Source organism: Massilia hydrophila, assembly GCF_020208145.1.
Classification (GTDB): Bacteria; Pseudomonadota; Gammaproteobacteria; order Burkholderiales; family Burkholderiaceae_D; genus Telluria; species Telluria hydrophila.
Genome location: NZ_JAHYBX010000003.1, coordinates 375,326 through 389,968, shown reverse-complemented (window position 1 = coordinate 389,968; position 14,643 = coordinate 375,326). Strand labels below are relative to the sequence as shown.

General features: G+C 69.1%; 15 protein-coding genes. 7 read left to right on the top strand and 8 right to left on the bottom strand.

The window, feature by feature from the left end:
* Positions 1-4: 4 nt before the first annotated feature.
* The gene (locus tag LE190_RS11290; protein WP_225238775.1) at positions 5-634 is read left to right on the top strand and encodes a hypothetical protein; all 630 of its coding nucleotides are present in this window, start codon (positions 5-7) and stop codon (positions 632-634) included.
* 88 nt (positions 635-722) lie between these two features.
* On the opposite strand, the gene LE190_RS11285 is transcribed toward LE190_RS11290, so the two are convergent.
* The gene (locus tag LE190_RS11285; RefSeq protein ID WP_225238774.1) at positions 723-1,952 is read right to left on the bottom strand and encodes a PepSY-associated TM helix domain-containing protein; all 1,230 of its coding nucleotides are present in this window, start codon (positions 1,950-1,952) and stop codon (positions 723-725) included.
* Between the two features lie 119 nt (positions 1,953-2,071).
* Here LE190_RS11285 and LE190_RS11280 point away from each other — a divergent pair, with 119 nt between their 5' ends.
* The gene (locus tag LE190_RS11280; RefSeq protein ID WP_225238773.1) at positions 2,072-4,201 is read left to right on the top strand and encodes a TonB-dependent receptor; all 2,130 of its coding nucleotides are present in this window, start codon (positions 2,072-2,074) and stop codon (positions 4,199-4,201) included.
* A 4-nt stretch (positions 4,202-4,205) separates the two neighbouring features.
* On the opposite strand, the gene LE190_RS11275 is transcribed toward LE190_RS11280, so the two are convergent.
* Together LE190_RS11275 and LE190_RS11270 are read right to left on the bottom strand one after the other, a co-directional pair.
* Positions 4,206-4,922, bottom strand: a complete 717-nt coding sequence (locus tag LE190_RS11275; protein WP_225238772.1) for a M23 family metallopeptidase — start codon at positions 4,920-4,922, stop codon at positions 4,206-4,208.
* A gap of 33 nt (positions 4,923-4,955) precedes the next feature.
* Entirely contained in the window at positions 4,956-5,966 is a 1,011-nt protein-coding gene (locus tag LE190_RS11270; protein ID WP_225238771.1) for a L,D-transpeptidase family protein, read from the bottom strand.
* A 112-nt stretch (positions 5,967-6,078) separates the two neighbouring features.
* Between LE190_RS11270 and LE190_RS11265 the strand changes: the two genes are divergently transcribed.
* Positions 6,079-6,381: a 2Fe-2S iron-sulfur cluster-binding protein gene (locus LE190_RS11265; protein WP_225238770.1), complete on the top strand. Its 303-nt coding sequence runs from the start codon at positions 6,079-6,081 to the stop codon at positions 6,379-6,381.
* A 4-nt stretch (positions 6,382-6,385) separates the two neighbouring features.
* On the opposite strand, the gene LE190_RS11260 is transcribed toward LE190_RS11265, so the two are convergent.
* Positions 6,386-7,318 (bottom strand): alpha/beta hydrolase, encoded by a 933-nt coding sequence (locus LE190_RS11260; RefSeq protein ID WP_225238769.1) that lies wholly within the window; start codon positions 7,316-7,318, stop codon positions 6,386-6,388.
* Between the two features lie 160 nt (positions 7,319-7,478).
* Here LE190_RS11260 and LE190_RS11255 point away from each other — a divergent pair, with 160 nt between their 5' ends.
* The gene (locus LE190_RS11255; RefSeq protein ID WP_225238768.1) at positions 7,479-7,661 is read left to right on the top strand and encodes a hypothetical protein; all 183 of its coding nucleotides are present in this window, start codon (positions 7,479-7,481) and stop codon (positions 7,659-7,661) included.
* A 337-nt stretch (positions 7,662-7,998) separates the two neighbouring features.
* Here LE190_RS11255 and LE190_RS11250 read toward each other — a convergent pair whose 3' ends face one another.
* A complete protein-coding gene (locus LE190_RS11250) occupies positions 7,999-8,205 on the bottom strand; it encodes a hypothetical protein (RefSeq protein ID WP_225238767.1) in 207 nt (68 codons plus the stop codon).
* Positions 8,206-8,354: 149 nt separating this feature from the next.
* Here LE190_RS11250 and LE190_RS11245 point away from each other — a divergent pair, with 149 nt between their 5' ends.
* Complete coding sequence (locus LE190_RS11245) at positions 8,355-8,726, top strand: hypothetical protein (RefSeq protein WP_224945704.1); 372 nt, start codon at positions 8,355-8,357, stop codon at positions 8,724-8,726.
* A gap of 66 nt (positions 8,727-8,792) precedes the next feature.
* On the opposite strand, the gene LE190_RS11240 is transcribed toward LE190_RS11245, so the two are convergent.
* From LE190_RS11240 to LE190_RS11230, 3 genes are all read right to left on the bottom strand, one after another.
* Positions 8,793-9,029 carry a hypothetical protein gene (locus LE190_RS11240; RefSeq protein ID WP_225238766.1) on the bottom strand — a complete coding sequence of 79 codons (237 nt, stop codon included), beginning with the start codon at positions 9,027-9,029 and terminating at the stop codon, positions 8,793-8,795.
* Positions 9,030-9,165: 136 nt separating this feature from the next.
* Positions 9,166-12,111 carry a bifunctional diguanylate cyclase/phosphodiesterase gene (locus LE190_RS11235; RefSeq protein ID WP_225238765.1) on the bottom strand — a complete coding sequence of 982 codons (2,946 nt, stop codon included), beginning with the start codon at positions 12,109-12,111 and terminating at the stop codon, positions 9,166-9,168.
* A 108-nt stretch (positions 12,112-12,219) separates the two neighbouring features.
* Positions 12,220-12,990 (bottom strand): spermine/spermidine synthase domain-containing protein, encoded by a 771-nt coding sequence (locus LE190_RS11230; RefSeq protein WP_225238764.1) that lies wholly within the window; start codon positions 12,988-12,990, stop codon positions 12,220-12,222.
* 127 nt (positions 12,991-13,117) lie between these two features.
* Between LE190_RS11230 and LE190_RS11225 the strand changes: the two genes are divergently transcribed.
* A complete protein-coding gene (locus tag LE190_RS11225; protein WP_225238763.1) occupies positions 13,118-13,393 on the top strand; it encodes a hypothetical protein in 276 nt (91 codons plus the stop codon).
* Positions 13,394-13,404: 11 nt separating this feature from the next.
* Positions 13,405-14,577, top strand: a complete 1,173-nt coding sequence (locus LE190_RS11220; RefSeq protein ID WP_225238762.1) for a GGDEF domain-containing protein — start codon at positions 13,405-13,407, stop codon at positions 14,575-14,577.
* The last annotated feature ends 66 nt before the right edge of the window (positions 14,578-14,643 follow it).

Here is a 14,643-nt window from a genome sequence, read left to right as displayed (position 1 = left end):
GACCATGCAAGCACACGAACACCACCACGGTCACGACCATGACCATGACCACCTGCACAGCCATCCGGCCCAGGGGCACCTCGTGCCGCGCCGTCCGTCGCGCGAGGAGCTGTCGCACATCCAGGGCTGGGGCGCCGACCTCGACCGCAAAAACCGTCCCGCGGTGCCGATGGAACGCACGCCGCCACGCTTCATCGACGCCAAGCCGGGCGATCCGCCCCAGCAGCCGGAAACCGTCGAGATCCTGGTCTCGCCCGAGCGGCCCGGCATCACGCCGATCTTCGGCACCGCCCAGCCGCCTTCCGGGCTGTCGGGCATGATCCGCCGGCTGGCCTTCAAGTCCACCGAGAACGACCTGCGCCACTGGATGCTGCTGCTGCTGGCCGACCGCGTCAACGTGGTCGAAGGCGTGGTCGAAGACCTGGCGCGCGGCCACGTGCCGAACATCCTGGGCGAGATGGGCATCAAGTCCGAGATGAAGCACAATCCGGCCGGCCTGGCGAAGAAGGCCCTGATTGCCACGGCCGTGGTGGGCGCCGCCGTGTACCTGATGCAGCGGCGCGATCGCGACGACGCGGGCTATCGGTCCGGCCGCTACCAGGGCGAGCGCGAGGGGCGGCCATATTCGCGCTAAGTATTTGCGTTGAGTATTGCGTTGAGTATTGCGCCGAGTAGCGCGTGAAGGGCACGGCAGGCCGATACAGCCTGCCGGGCCCGCCCGTTCAGGGCTGCGCCTGCCGGGTGCGCGCCATGACGGGTGCCGCATCCTGCAAGGCCCTGCCGGCTGGAGCCTTGCGCCTGGCCGGCTTGCGGCGGAACTTGATCCACACGACCAGCCCGGTGATGAAGAAGACGAGCGGGGTCATTCCCACCACGCTGATCAGGACGCGGCCGGCGGTCCCGAAGGCTTCGCCCGTATGCAGCGGATACAGGGTGCTGACAAACCAGTCGCCGCCGCGCGCGGCCAGCGGGTCGACCGTGCGCAGCACCTCGCCGCTGCCGGCATCCACGCTCACGCGGGTAGCGCCAGGCCCGTGGCGCAATTCGCCCGGCTGGCGTACCCGCACCTCGTAGGGCTGCTCCGGCTTGGTCGGGATGCCGATGCGCGACACCCGCGCTTGCGGATAGCGTGCCTGGGCCGCGGCCAGCGCCGCGCCGGCGTCGATGCGCGGCCCGTCGTTCGGGCTGGCATTTGTGACTTTCACGTTCTCCGCAAGCGGCGCGGCTGCGCGGATCGCCGGCGTCAGCCACTCCGGCGCATTGAAATACACGCCCGAGAAGCCCAGCACCAGCAGCACCGGCGCCACCCAGAAACCGGCTGCGCGGTGCAGCTGGAAGCTGAACTTCGGCCAGTTGCCGCCGCGCCGTACCGTCACCGCATGCCAGAACGCGGCCAGGGTCGGCTTGGGCCACCACACGACGATGCCGCTCAGGCACAGGAGCATCAGGGCCACGCCCTGCACCGCGATCACCAGCTTGCCGGCGTCGCCCGACATCAGGTAGCGGTGCAGGTGGAACAGGGTAGGCATCAGGAGCGGCCGTGACAGGCCGGCCTCGCCCCAGTTACGCTCGCCCAGCACGCGCAAGCTGGCCGGGTCGACCATGACCTGGCGCGTCACCCCCTGCGACCAGCGCGAGGCCGGCTTTTCCGGGCGATACCAGGCTACATAGACATCGCCGTGCACTTCCGGCAGGAACAGGGTATCTGGCCGTCCATAGGCCGGATCGCCCGCCAGGCGCGTGCTCACGGCAGCCACCTGTGCGGCCGAGGGACGCGCCTCGGCGCCGGCGATGGTCCCGGGCGGCGGCGCCACCCGCAGCAGGCCCGGATTGAGCCACGCGTCGAGCTCGTGGCGCCAGCCGATGACGGTGCCGGTCAGGCCCTGCAGGACCAGGATGGTGCCGAAGACGAGGCCGGCCCAGAGGTGAACGGAGCGGATGAGCGGTTTCATGGGTGAATGATAACCGAAATGAGAATGATTCTCGATCTTGCGTCGTTACATGATAACGATTATCATTACGGGCATTCGTCACAGCAAGCCTAGCGCTCCTTATGAACAAGAAAAACCTGATGAAGCCCGCCGCCGCCGCGGTATCCCTTGCCTGCATGCTGATGGCGAATGCCACCGCCCAGGAACAGGTGCCGGAGCGGGCCGGGGAGGACGCGACCGCGACGGTCGTCGTCACCGCCACCCGCACGGCCAAGGCGATCGACAAGATTCCGGGCGCCGTCTCGGTCATCACCCAGCAGGAGCTGGCGACCCAGTACCTGATCGCCGACGACCCGTCGCAGGCCCTGTCGACCTATGTGCCGGGCTATGCCCCGAGCCGCCAGAAGATGACCTCGACCGGCGAATCGCTGCGTGGCCGCCAGCCCTTGATCCTGTTCGACGGCATCCCGCAATCGAACCCGCTGCGCGCCGGGATGCGCGAAGGCTACTTCGCCGACAGCGCCATCATCGAGCGTATCGAGGTCATCAACGGCGCTTCCGCCATGCAGGGCATGGGCGCGACCGGCGGCATCATTAACTACATCACCAAGACTCCGCGCGTCGAAGGCACGCGGTATACCGTCAACACGCGCTTCGCCAGCCAGTTCGAGTCCGACAGCCTGGACTGGAAGACCGGCCTGACGGTCAGCCACAAGGCGGGCGACTTCGACCTGCTGGCCTTTGCCAGCGTGCAGCGCCGTGGCATGGGTTACGACGGACGTGGCCGCCGCCTGGGCGTGGACGCGGTCCAGGGCGACACCATGGATTCGCACGGCAATGACCTGTTCCTGAAGATGGGCAAGTCCTTCGGCGACCAGCGCCTGCAACTGACCCTGAACCGCTTCGACCTGGCCGGCGACGGCGACTACCGCAGCGTGCCGGGCAAGCTGGCGCAGGGCGTGCCGACCAGCTCGGTGCCGGGCACGCCGATCGGCATGCCACCGCGCAACAAGGTACGCAGCGCCAGCCTCGACTACCGCCATCACAACCTGGGCGGAGGCAGCCTGAGCGTGCAGCTGTTCGGGCACGAATTCTCGGCCCTGTATGGCGCGACCAACACCGCGACCTTCCAGGACGTGGCGATCGCCCCGAGCGGGAGCCTGTGGGACCAGTCGCAGGTGGTGACCGACAAGCGCGGTGCACGCGTCACCTGGGTGCGCCCGGACCTGTGGGTGGACGGGCTGGAACTGACGGCCGGCGTCGACTGGCTGCAGGACAACCCGCAGCAACGCCTGGCCGGCACCGGGCGTACCTGGGTGCCGGAGCTGAAGTTCCGCTCGCTGGCGCCCTTTACCCAGCTCGAGTACGAGCTCGGCCCGGTAACGGTGCGCGGCGGCGTGCGCTACGAAGACGCCAAGCTCGATGTCGATACCTATACCACCCTGGCCGCCTATGGCAGCCGCAGGGTGCAGGGCGGCTCGGCCGAGTTCACGAAGGCGGTGAAGAACATCGGCGCGGTCTGGCGCCTGGCCCCCGGCTGGTCGGTGTTCGCCGGCAGCTCGGAAGGCTTCGGCCTGCCGGACGCCGGCCTGGTGCTGCGCGGCGTGGCGGTGCCGAACCAGTCGGTCTCGAGCCTGATCAGCCTGCAGCCCATCGTGACCCGCAATAACGAGGTCGGCGTCAACTGGCGCGGTGCGACCGGCCAGTTCGGCCTGTCGCGCTACGATTCGCGCTCCAAGCTGGGCAGCGTGATCCGGATCACGTCCAGCGGCATCGGCCTGGTCGAGCGCGTGCCGACCACCGTCAAGGGCTGGGAAGCGAATGCCGAATGGCGTCCGACCAGGGCCTTGAGCGTGTTCGGTACCTGGGCCACGCTGGACGGCAAGACCGCCGCCACGCAGGGCGCGCCAATGGACCTCGACCTCGGCGCCCGTTCGCAGGGGCCGGACAAGGCGGTGCTGGGCGCCAACTGGAGCTTCAGCCCGAAGGCCCAGCTGCGCCTGCAGGCCACCCACCTGCGCGACCGCGACATCAATATCGGCCGCCGCGTCGGCACCAGCAACCTCGAAGAGCACTTCAAGGGCTACACCCTGGCCGACGCCGCCGTCACCTGGGACACTGCCTACGGACGTGTTGGCCTAAGCCTGGAAAACCTGTTCGACAAGTACTACGTCGGCTATTACTCCCAATCGGCATCGAGCGTGGATCCGAATGCGACCTACGCCGGCCGCGGGCGCACGCTGGCACTCAGCTGGACACGCGGCTTCTGAGGTCTTACTGGGCCGCGACGGCCTGTCCGTCCGTCATCAGGGGGAAGGGATTGATCGGCGTCCCTTTCCACCATTGCTTCTCGGGCGTGAGTTCGAACACGGCGAAGTGCAGGTGCGGCGCGTTCGGATCGGAATTGCCCGTCACGCCGACATAGCCGATCACGTCGCCGCGTTTCACTTCCATGCCTTCCTTGATGCCGTCGGCATAGCGGTCCAGGTGCGCGTAGTAGTAGGCATACTTTTCGCTCGGATCGAACTGATACAGGGTGGTGCCGCCCGGCTTGCTGGTGAACAGCTTGGCCACCTTGCCGTCCGCGGCCGCCAGCACCGGCGTGCCTTTCGGCGCCATGATGTCTAGGGCCTCGTGGTGACGCTGGCTACCGCGCGGCTGGTCATAGGTATCGGTGAGGCTGGCCTGCTTCAGGCCCTGCACCGGCACCAGCAGCTTGCCGTGCACGGCTGCCGCCACCGCATCGGCGGGCGACTGCGGGCCGGCGGCCGCGGCGGCCGCCGATGGAGGACGCAGGGGCAGGTCGAACTCGCTGAGGTCGGCCTGCACCACCGGCGGACCAGGCAGCTGGGGCTCGATCTGCGCCGCCGGCACGCCCGCGGGCGGCGCGCTGGCGACAGGCGCGGGTTCGTCGGGCACGGCGCGCAGCAGCACGAACAATCCACCGGCGCCGACCAGCACGCCGAGCAGGAAGCTCATCAACCATTTCATCTCATCCTCCGTGGGGTTAAGAATGCCCGGGCATCATTCCTGCAGCACGACCTCGAGGCCGGCCGCCACCGCGCCCGCGACCTCGGCGGCGCTCCAGTTGGTCAGCCGGATGCAGCCATGCGATTCGGTCTTGCCGACGTGGCCAGGCACCGGAGTGCCGTGGATGCCATAGTGCGGCTTGGACAGGTCGATCCAGACCACGCCCACCGGGTTGTTGGGGCCGGGCGCTATCTTCGCCTTCTTGTCGCCCGGCTCCGCGTCCCAGAACAGCTTCGGGTTGTAGTGGTAGGTCGGGTTGGCATGGATGCCTTCGATCTTCCAGGTGCCGATCGGCAGCGGATCGTTCTCGCTGCCGGTCGAGACCGGATACTGGGCGAGCAGGGCGCCGCCGGCGTCGTACAGCTGCAGCACCTTGGCTTCGTTCCTGACCACGACCTTGGCCGCCTTCGGCAGCGGCTGTTTGCCATGGACGTTCGGCACCATGATCTGCTCGCCGGCACGGCGCAGGTTCTTGCCCGGGTTCAGGCGCTCGATCAGGGCCGGACTGGCGTGGAACTTCTCGCCCAGGCCTTCGGTCACGCTGGCATAGCCGAGCGCCGGCAGCTTGGCCTTTTCCATCATGTCGTTCGGGACCGGCCGGAACGGACCGGCCACGTCGTCCTCGACCAGGGTATAGGTCGCCAGGTGCGCGGTGGTGTCGGCGTTCAGGGCGTTCCAGGTCGCTTCGTCGAGCTTTCCGGTGACGGGGAGCTGGCGTGCGGCCTGGAAGCTGCTCAGGGCCTGGCGCATGTTGGAACCGTAGGCGCCATCGATCTCGCCCGGCGAGAAATAGGCGCGGTCGAGCAGGACCTGGGCGCGCAGGTTGCGTTCGAATTCGGCCTGCTTGGCGGTGGCCGGGGCAGCCGCCGCTGCCGCGGGCTGCTGCGGCGCTTGCGCCTGCTGGGTTTGCTGGGTCTGTGGCGGCGGCACCGCGGCTGCCTGCGCCACAGGCAGCGCGGCCAGCGAGACGGCGGCGATCAGGGTGGGGAGCGTGATTTTGTTCATGTGGTTTCCTGCAATGCTTGCTTTTGGAAACCCCAGCGTAGTGCCGCAGCGCCTGCGGGTCTGTGCGAGAACGAACTCAAGGGGGCGGGCCCGGCGGCGCTACAATGCCGGCATGAGCCGCCATCCGATCCTGCTGCATCCCGCCGCGCTCGCCTTCGAGGCGGACGCCGACGCCAGCATCCTGCAAGCCGCCGAGCGCGCCGGCATTGCGCTGCCCAGCTCCTGCCGCAACGGCACCTGTCGCAGCTGCATCTGCCGGGTGCTTCACGGCACGGCGGTCCATCTCATCGAGTGGCCCGGCCTGTCGCTCGAAGAAAAGCGCGAAGGCTGGATCCTGCCCTGCGTGGCGGCGGCGCAGGGAGCGCTCGAACTCGAGGCGCCGCTGGCGCGCCGCATCGCCTGGCCGGAGGACTAGGCCCTCAAGGCCGCGCCAGGCCCAGGGCACGCTCGATCACGTCCAGCACCCGGGGCCAGGCGGGCGAGCTGGCGGCCACTTCGTCGTAATGGCTGGCGCCGGGCAGGATCACGACTTCGGCGGCATCGCCCGCCTGGCGCGCCCGCGCCGCATACTCGTGCGCCACGCGCGGCGGCGAGATCGTGTCACGCTCCCCGGTGACGAGCCAGGTCCGGCTGCCGTTGGGCACCAGCTCGGCCGCATTGGTGTCGGCGAACACGTCGGGGCGGTCCGGTCCCGGCAGGCCCGCCAGTTCCGCCGTGTCGCGGCCGCAGCTGGCCTTGATCAGGGGTGCTTGCGCGCGCAGGTCGGCCAGGCCGCCGAGGCTGACCACGGCGCGCACCGGCACCGGCGGCGCGCTGCCGGCGTACAGCGGACTGGTGGCCGGAATGCGCGCGCGTCCGGCCATCCATTGCACCAGCTGGCCGCCGGCCGAGTGACCGACCGCGACCAGCCGCTCCAGGTCGAGCCGGTGACGCGCGGCCTGTTGTCCCAGCAGCGCCAGCGCGGCGTGCATGTCCTGGTAGGTGCCGGGATAGCCCCCGCCGGCTTCGTCGCTGCGCCGGTATTCCACGTTCCACACCGCGATGCCGCGCGCGGCCAGTGCGCCGGCCATGTTGCGCAGCTGGGTGATGCCGCCGAAGCGGCTGGTCCAGCAGCCCCCGTGCACCAGCACCGCCACCGGGAACGGGCCCGCGCCGGAGGGCAGGAACAGCTCCGCGTACTGCGACGCTGCGCTACCGTAGGCAAAGCGGGCAGTCGGGGCCGGGCCTTCCAGGGCCAGGTAGTCGGCCAGGGTCATCGGGGCGGCGGCGCTGGCGGTCGCGGCGGCACCCGGGCCGAAGGCGAGCAGCAGGGCCAGGGGCAGGGCGGCCGGCGGGAATGGACGAAGCGGCATGGTCGGCTTTCAGGGAGCTAGGATTCGGTGGCTGGACGCCCACTATAGCCGAGCCACGCGCGCCAGGCCAGGCGGCCGGTGCGGCGCACGATTGAAGACCCGGCGCCGGCATCCATGCTAGGCTGTTTCCAACGTCAACCAGGCAAGAAGGAGGAGTACGATGAGCCAATCGAAATCGGGCGGCAGCCAGACCAACAAGCAGTCGGACAACCTGTCCGAGGAAGACCTGGCCAAGCAGCGCGCGGGCAAGGACGAGAAGAGCAGCCACGATCACATGTCGCGCGTCAAGGCTGGCAAGGGCGAGGGCGCCGGTGGCGGCGCCAAGCAGAAGGCCAAGCGCTGAAGGCCGCTGCCGGCCGACGCGCCGCGTCTGCCGGCAGGGCGTCCGCATCCATCCGGAGAGTTCGACCATGACCATGCTTGTGCAAGACCGACCGCCGCACGGGGCATTCCCCGTGCATGCCCACAGTACCCCGGATCCGGATGTCCCGAATCCGATGCCCACCCCCGACCCACGTCCGCCGGTGCCGGACGACGTGCCGGACCCGGCCAATGCGCCGGTCGAGGAACCGCGCCTGCCGGAGCCGCCGATCCGGGCCGGCTGAGCCGCTCCTGCGGCGTCGCTCCTGCTGCGTCGCTCCTGCTGAGTAGCGCCGGCCGGCCGTGATGGCGCCGGGGCCTCAGGCGTGCGAGGCGTCGCGCGCGCCGGCCTGCTCTCCCTTGGGCTGCTTGGGCTGGCCCCCCGATGGCGGCAGCGGCGGAATTTCGCGAATCATTTCCTCTGTTTCCAGTTCTCCCGGCGACTTTTCGCCACTGCCGATGTCGGCTTCATGGAACACGTGGCCGCCCTTGGCGGCTGGGTCCGGCTTGCGTGTGGGGTCGTTCATGGCCTGCTCCAATCGATGATCAATTGCATGATCCTAGCAGGCCACAAGGTGCGCCGGCGCGCGCCACGGGAGGGCCGGGCATGCGCCGAGGCTTGCCCTGCGCCGGCGCCCCGGTTACCATGACGCGCCCTGGCAGAAATGAAGACCCCATGAAGAACGAACAATTGACGACGGACGAATACGACGCCCTGGAACTGGTAGGCCGCGGTGTCAAGCGCGACACGGCCGGTGCCTGCGTCGGGCGCAATGCCAAGAAGCTGTCGGGACTGAAGATGCTGGAGAATACCCGCGACGGGCGCATCGTGCTCACGGAGAAGGGACGCCAGGTATTGTTCCTGCGCCGCTGCATCCAGTCGCTGGCCGCGCTCGCGGCCGATCCGCAGGCGCCGCTGGATGCCGAGGTGCTGCGCTTCCTGAGCCTCAAGTCGCACGTCGCGCCGCGCGCGGAGGGCGGCTATGCGCTGACCGACAAGGGGCGCGAATCGCTGGACGACATCACGCGCCAGCAGCAGCGCCGCTAAGCCGGCCACTGCGCCGGCGCGGTCCGGTGCAGTGCTTTATGGCCGGCGTAGTCCGGCGCAGTGCTTTTAGCCGGCGCGACGCCGGCTTGGATACACCAGCACCCGCACCGCCACTTCGGCCGGCACGTTCATCGTGGCCAGGAATTCGGCTGCGCGCTGCAGGCCCAGCGTGGGCACCGAGGCCACGGCCTGGTTCACCAGGTCGCGTGTGCGCAGGTCGGTCCGCTGGCGGCGTACGCCGCCGGCTTCGCCGCTTGCCGGGGCCAGGCTTGCCTGTTCGGTGCTTTCATTCAAGATCATCATATCCGTAGTCCCCGTTGTTCCAACCGTAAGATTGCTAAGAAGATACGGTCATTCTACGGCGAATAATAAAAAAAAAGCCACAAATAAATTGATTTATAGCAGCTTATTATGCTTGGGCAAACTGCTGCCCGTGCGTTCAGGCAACCAGGGCGTCCGATTCGCTATCCTGCCCGCTGTTGTTGACACCGGCCGGGACGCAGGTCCCCGCTGGCTCGCATGCAGGTTCCGACGCAGTGCCGGACGCGCCACCGTCCGCCACCTGGCGCGGCGGCAGGGCGCGGCGCTGGACCAGCAACTGCTCGAATTCAGCCGCGGGCAGCGGCTTGCTGAAGTAATAGCCCTGCATTTCGTCGCAGCCGTGGCTGCGCAGGTAGTCGAGCTGTTCGAGCGTCTCCACGCCCTCGGCGATCACGGCCAGCTTCAGGTTGTGGGCCAGCGCGATGATCGAGGTGACGATCGCGGCGTCGTTGGCATCGTGCGTGATGTCGGCCACGAAGGAACGGTCGATCTTCAGCACGTCGATCGGGAAGCGCGACAGGTAGGACAGGCTCGAATAGCCGGTGCCGAAGTCGTCGATCGACAGGTTCACGCCGAGCGACTTCATGCGGTGCAGCAGGTCCACCGCCGGCGTCACGTCGCTCATGAACAGGCTTTCGGTCAGTTCGATTTCCAGGCATTCCGGATCGAGGCGGGTGTCGGCCAGCACCGACTCCAGGCTGGCGATCAGGTCGGCGGCCCCGAACTGGCGCGCCGACAGGTTCACCGCCACCCTTAGGCGGCCCAGGCCGGCATCCTGCCAGGCCTTGTTCTGGGCGCAGGCGGTGCGCAGCACCCAGGCGCCGATCTGCACGATCAGGCCGGTTTCCTCGGCGATGCCGATGAAGCGGCCAGGCGGCACCATGCCGAGCTCCGGATGCTGCCAGCGCAGCAGCGCTTCCATCCCGACGATCTGCCCGGACGTCAGGTCCAGCTGCGGCTGGTAATGCAGCACGAATTCGTTGCGCTCGAGGGCGTTGCGCAAGGCGCTTTCGATGCGGACCCGCTCCAGCGATTCCTCGTTCATGGCCGGGGTATAGAACTGGAAGTTGTTGCGGCCCAGTTTCTTGGCGCTGTACATGGCGATGTCGGCGTGCTCGATCAGGCTGTCGGCCGGGGTGCCTTCGCTCGGGTAGACGGCCACCCCGATCGAGCAGGTGACAAAGAATTCCTTGTTGCCGAGCAGGACCGGCTGGGCCACCGAATCCATCACGCGCTGCACGATCTCGGGCGTGAGCGGCTCGTCATGGTGTTCGGACAGGATCACGACGAATTCGTCGCCCGACAGGCGCGCCACGGTGTCGGTGTCGCGCAGCGAACCGGTCAGGCGCGCCGCCACCGTCATCAGGAGCACGTCGCCGGCCTTGTGGCCCATCGAGTCGTTGACGAACTTGAAGCGATCGAGGTCGATCAGCATCACCCACATCGGACGGCCGCTGCGGTTGGCATAGGCGATCGCCTGGCCGAGGCGGTCCTGCAGCAGCGAGCGGTTGGGCAGGCCGGTCAGCACGTCGTGCTGGGCCACGTGGTGCACGCGCTGCTCGGTGAGCTTGCGCTCGGTGATGTCGCTGCCGGTGCCGCGGTAGCCCAGCAGCGCGCCGGTGTCGTCGAACATCGGCTGGCCGTTGACGCAGAACCAGCGGGTGTCGCCGTGCTCGTCGATCACCTTGTATTCCAGGTTGGCGAAGGGCTCGTGCGCCTTGACCTGCGCAATGTGGGCGCGCCCCTCTTCCGTTTCCAGCAGCGCGGGCACGTATTCCCAGCGGGTCTTTCCCAGCACCGTCTCGACCGCCACGCCGGCTTTCTCGGTGAAACCGCCGGTCACCATCGTGAAGCGCAGCTCGCTGTCCTGTTCCCAGTACCAGTCGGACGACATCGACACCAGCTGGCGGAAGCGCTGCTCGCTTTGCTGCAGCGCGCGCTCGGCGCGTCCGCGCGCGGCCATGTCCTCGATCAGGCGGCGGTTGGTGCGGCGCAGCTCGGCGGTGCGCTGGCGCACGAGTTGCTGGACCTGGTGCGCGCGCCGCCCGGAGGCCTGCACGAAGGCCGTCCCCAACAGGCTCATCAGGATGCCGCCCACCAGCAGCGCGGTCGACGCCATGTGGTCGTGCAGGAAGGAGCGTGGCGCACTGGCCACCTCGATCCGCCAGCGCTGTCCGGCGATGTCCAGCAGCTTGGCGCTGTGGCCGTGCCGCTCGGGGTACAGCAGGGCGCCCAGCCAGCCCGGCTGCGGCGGCGTGCGGGTGTCGCCGGTGGAAAACAGCAGCCTGGACGGCGTCGCGTGCGGGTCGGCGTAGACCGACACGAACACTTCGCTGGCCGTGCCGCGCGCATCGAGCAGGCCGGCGCCGGCCAGCGAGGCACGCACCAGCTCCGGCGCGCGGATCACCAGCGCGGTGTCGCCCGCCAGCGCGCCGTCGCGGTCGTACACCGGCATGATCAGCTCGAAGGCCGGCTGGTGGCGTTCGTCCTGGGCCAGCGGGAACAGCTCGGTGGCGGCGCGGCCTTCACGGCGCGACTGCGCCAGTGCCCGCATCACCTGCACGTTTTCGGTGATATTCAGGCCCAGGGCACGTTCGTTGCCGGCCATCGGCACGATGTAGTCGACGATGTGGTAGCGCGGACGCTGTGGCGCCGGCACCAGGCGCCCTGGCGCCAGCTCGGTGAACACGGTGCCGGGGCGGATGCGCTGCAGCTCGGCTTCGACGGCGGCGCGCGCCTCGCCCGGCACGCTGCGGTGGAAATTGAAGGCCTGGATGTAGCCGTGGCGTTTCAGCAGCGCCGTGGTGAAGTCGTGGAAGCGCTCGCGGCTGACCGGCTCGCCGCGCGCGAACAGCTGGTTGGTCACGGTCAGCACTTCGACCGCCTGGTCGATCCCCTGGCGCACCGCCGCCACCCGCTCGTCGGTGCGCTGGGTGAAGGCCAGCGCCATGTTGTCGTACTCGAGCTGGCTCACCCCGAGAAACAGCGCGGCGGACGCGGCCAGGCCGCCCCCCAGCGTGAGGGCCGCCGCAAGCGTCAGCGACAGGGATGGGCGGTGCAGCATGGATGGGTTCAGAATTTCCGTAGGGAACGCTTGCCAGTAGGCATCAATACCGGAAGTGTGTCACAACCTGTCGCGCTTCGGCAAACGAAATGTCGCGCCGGCGCAGCCTCAGCGTGGCCGCCATGCCAGCCAGACAAGCACCAGCCGCGCCAGCAAACGGTTGAGCGCGCCCACGCCCAGCCCCCGGTTGCGGCAGCCGTCGCGCAGCAGGCGCAGGATGGCGCCGGGCGTGGCGCTGCGCACGGCCGGACGCTGGGCAAACAGGATCTGGTTGCTGCCGGCGATGCCGCGCAGCCAGCAGACCTGGCCGTCGAAGGCGGCCTGCAGGCGTTGCAGCGCAGTCACATAGTCGGGATCGTAGTCGAACATGTTCGCCACCAGCACCCCGCCCGGGCGCAGCGCGCGCCGGCAGTCAGCGTAGAAGCGGGCGTTCGACAGGCCTGGCGGCAGGCCGGTGGCGTCGAAGCCGTCCACCAGCAGCACGTCGCAGGCGCTGCCCGGCGCCTCGGCCAGCCAGTTGGCGGCGTCCGCCTGCAGCACCCGCAAGCGGGCATCGTCGGGCGGCACCCCGAACTGGCCGCGCAGCGCGATCACGTCGGCGCGCACTTCCAGGACCGTGATCCGGGCCTCGGCCAGGTGGCGGTGGCAGAACTTGGCGAGCGAACCGCCGCCCAGGCCGACCATCACGATGTGGCGCGGGCGCGGCACCAGCAGGGCGAAGCACATCATGGCGCGCGCATAGGCCAGCACCAGCGACGCCGGGCGCGACAGCCGCATTTCGCTCTGGATGTCGCCGGGAGTAAATTCCAGGGTGCGGCGGTCGCCGCGGGTGGAGACGATCGGGGGCGGGGGCGATGGAAGCTCGGGTGGCGCAGGCATGGCGCCAGTATATACAGCCGCGCCACGTCGAACCATGACAGGCGGGCTCTTCGCCCCCCCCCGCGGTCGCTTGTTGTACGGCATCTCTTTCTGATAAGCTGGTCGTTCGAACAACCGGAAGCCTCCCATGTTCCTCGACCATCCTTCCATCACCGCCACCAACGCCCAGACCGAAGCCGACCGCCTCGAGCGCCTGCAACGCGTGTACGGCTACGCGATGGCGCTGGCCGACAGCGCCGGCAATGCCGATTTCGTCGACAAGCTGGTCCAGCTGCACGACCACAAGGGCACCCTGATCGTGTTCTGGCACGCCGCGCCGTCCGAAGAAGAGCGCGACTATTTCGCGCGCGCCTGGACCAGCAAGGTAGGCGACGGCACCACCCTGGTCGAGCACGAATACTGAGCGGCGCCGCGATGAGCAACCTCGATCCCACCACGATGGTGCTGGTGCTCGCGCTGGGCAACCTGGCCCTGTGTGCGCTGCTGACCTTCTTCGACCACGGCACGGCGCGCCCGCCCGCGCTTGGCGTATGGGCGCTGGCGCGCCAGGTGCAGGCGGGCGCCTGGACCCTGCTGGCGCTGGGTGGCGCCAGCGTCTTGCCGGAGCCGCTGTCGCTGCCGGCCGGCTTCGCGCTGCTGTTCGCCGGTGTCGCCATCGAGGCCGGCGCCGGCTGGGAAGAAGCCGGCCGCGACGGCTGGCGCCGGCCCACCCTGGTGGCGGGAACGCTGGCGATCGGCGTGTTCCTGGCCTGCTACCTGGTCGACCAGGGCGGCCTGCGCAGCCTGGCGGCCTCGCTGCTGCTGGGCGCCCTGTACCTGAACGTGGCGGCGGCGCTGGGCGCCGGCTGGGCCGGGGCCAGCCTGCTGCGCCGCTTCCTGGCCGTCCTCACCGCCGTGCTGGCGCTGGTGGTGGCGGCGCGCGGGCTGTCGGTGCTGCTGCTGCCGGGCGGCTGGCGCTGGCTGTCGAGCGAGCTGCTGCGCCAGCTGTCCAGCGCGGCGCTCTATCTCCTGATGCTGGCCAACGCCTTCGGCATGCTGCTGCTCGGACGCGAACGCGCCGGGCGCGAACTGGCGCGCCTGGAGGTGGTGGATCCGCTCACCAATGTGCCGAACCGGCGCGGCTTCTTCGCCGCCCTGGCGCCCTGGATGGCGCTGGCGCGCCGTCCGGGCCAGCCGACCGCGCTGGTGGTGCTCGATCTCGACGGCTTCAAGCGCGTCAACGACGCCTACGGCCACCCGGCCGGCGACGCCGTGCTGCGCCATGTGGTGGAACTGTGCAGGCGCCAGCTGCGCGATTCCGACCTGCTGGGGCGCCTGGTGGGCGTCGAGTTCGCGATCCTGCTGCCGCGCACCCGGCTCGAGGAAGCCCTGCTGGTGGCCGAGCGCATCCGCGCCGCCATCGCCAGTTCGCCGGTCAAGAGCGAGCGCGCGATGATCGCCATGACGGCCAGCTTCGGCGTCACCGTGATCCGCCCGGAAGACAGCACCGTGACCTTGTTCCAGCGCGCCGACGATGCGCTGCGCGACGCCAAGGACGGGGGGCGCAACCGCGTCAGCGGGGCGCTGCCGGCCGCACTCGAAGCCTGAACCTGGCGGCGCCGGCGCACTGTCGTTTCCTCGCCAAGGCGCCGGTTTTACTGTTGTTTGGCAACT

Excerpts from the sequence above, each read along its gene's own strand:
- LE190_RS11290 (WP_225238775.1), top strand. The coding sequence starts at position 5 with ATGCAAGCACACGAACACCACCACGGTCACGACCATGACCATGACCAC.
- LE190_RS11285 (WP_225238774.1), bottom strand. The coding sequence starts at position 1,952 with ATGAAACCGCTCATCCGCTCCGTTCACCTCTGGGCCGGCCTCGTCTTC.
- LE190_RS11280 (WP_225238773.1), top strand. The coding sequence starts at position 2,072 with ATGAAGCCCGCCGCCGCCGCGGTATCCCTTGCCTGCATGCTGATGGCG.
- LE190_RS11275 (WP_225238772.1), bottom strand. The coding sequence starts at position 4,922 with ATGAAATGGTTGATGAGCTTCCTGCTCGGCGTGCTGGTCGGCGCCGGT.
- LE190_RS11270 (WP_225238771.1), bottom strand. The coding sequence starts at position 5,966 with ATGAACAAAATCACGCTCCCCACCCTGATCGCCGCCGTCTCGCTGGCC.
- LE190_RS11265 (WP_225238770.1), top strand. The coding sequence starts at position 6,079 with ATGAGCCGCCATCCGATCCTGCTGCATCCCGCCGCGCTCGCCTTCGAG.
- LE190_RS11260 (WP_225238769.1), bottom strand. The coding sequence starts at position 7,318 with ATGCCGCTTCGTCCATTCCCGCCGGCCGCCCTGCCCCTGGCCCTGCTG.
- LE190_RS11255 (WP_225238768.1), top strand. The coding sequence starts at position 7,479 with ATGAGCCAATCGAAATCGGGCGGCAGCCAGACCAACAAGCAGTCGGAC.
- LE190_RS11250 (WP_225238767.1), bottom strand. The coding sequence starts at position 8,205 with ATGAACGACCCCACACGCAAGCCGGACCCAGCCGCCAAGGGCGGCCAC.
- LE190_RS11245 (WP_224945704.1), top strand. The coding sequence starts at position 8,355 with ATGAAGAACGAACAATTGACGACGGACGAATACGACGCCCTGGAACTG.
- LE190_RS11240 (WP_225238766.1), bottom strand. The coding sequence starts at position 9,029 with ATGATGATCTTGAATGAAAGCACCGAACAGGCAAGCCTGGCCCCGGCA.
- LE190_RS11235 (WP_225238765.1), bottom strand. The coding sequence starts at position 12,111 with ATGCTGCACCGCCCATCCCTGTCGCTGACGCTTGCGGCGGCCCTCACG.
- LE190_RS11230 (WP_225238764.1), bottom strand. The coding sequence starts at position 12,990 with ATGCCTGCGCCACCCGAGCTTCCATCGCCCCCGCCCCCGATCGTCTCC.
- LE190_RS11225 (WP_225238763.1), top strand. The coding sequence starts at position 13,118 with ATGTTCCTCGACCATCCTTCCATCACCGCCACCAACGCCCAGACCGAA.
- LE190_RS11220 (WP_225238762.1), top strand. The coding sequence starts at position 13,405 with ATGAGCAACCTCGATCCCACCACGATGGTGCTGGTGCTCGCGCTGGGC.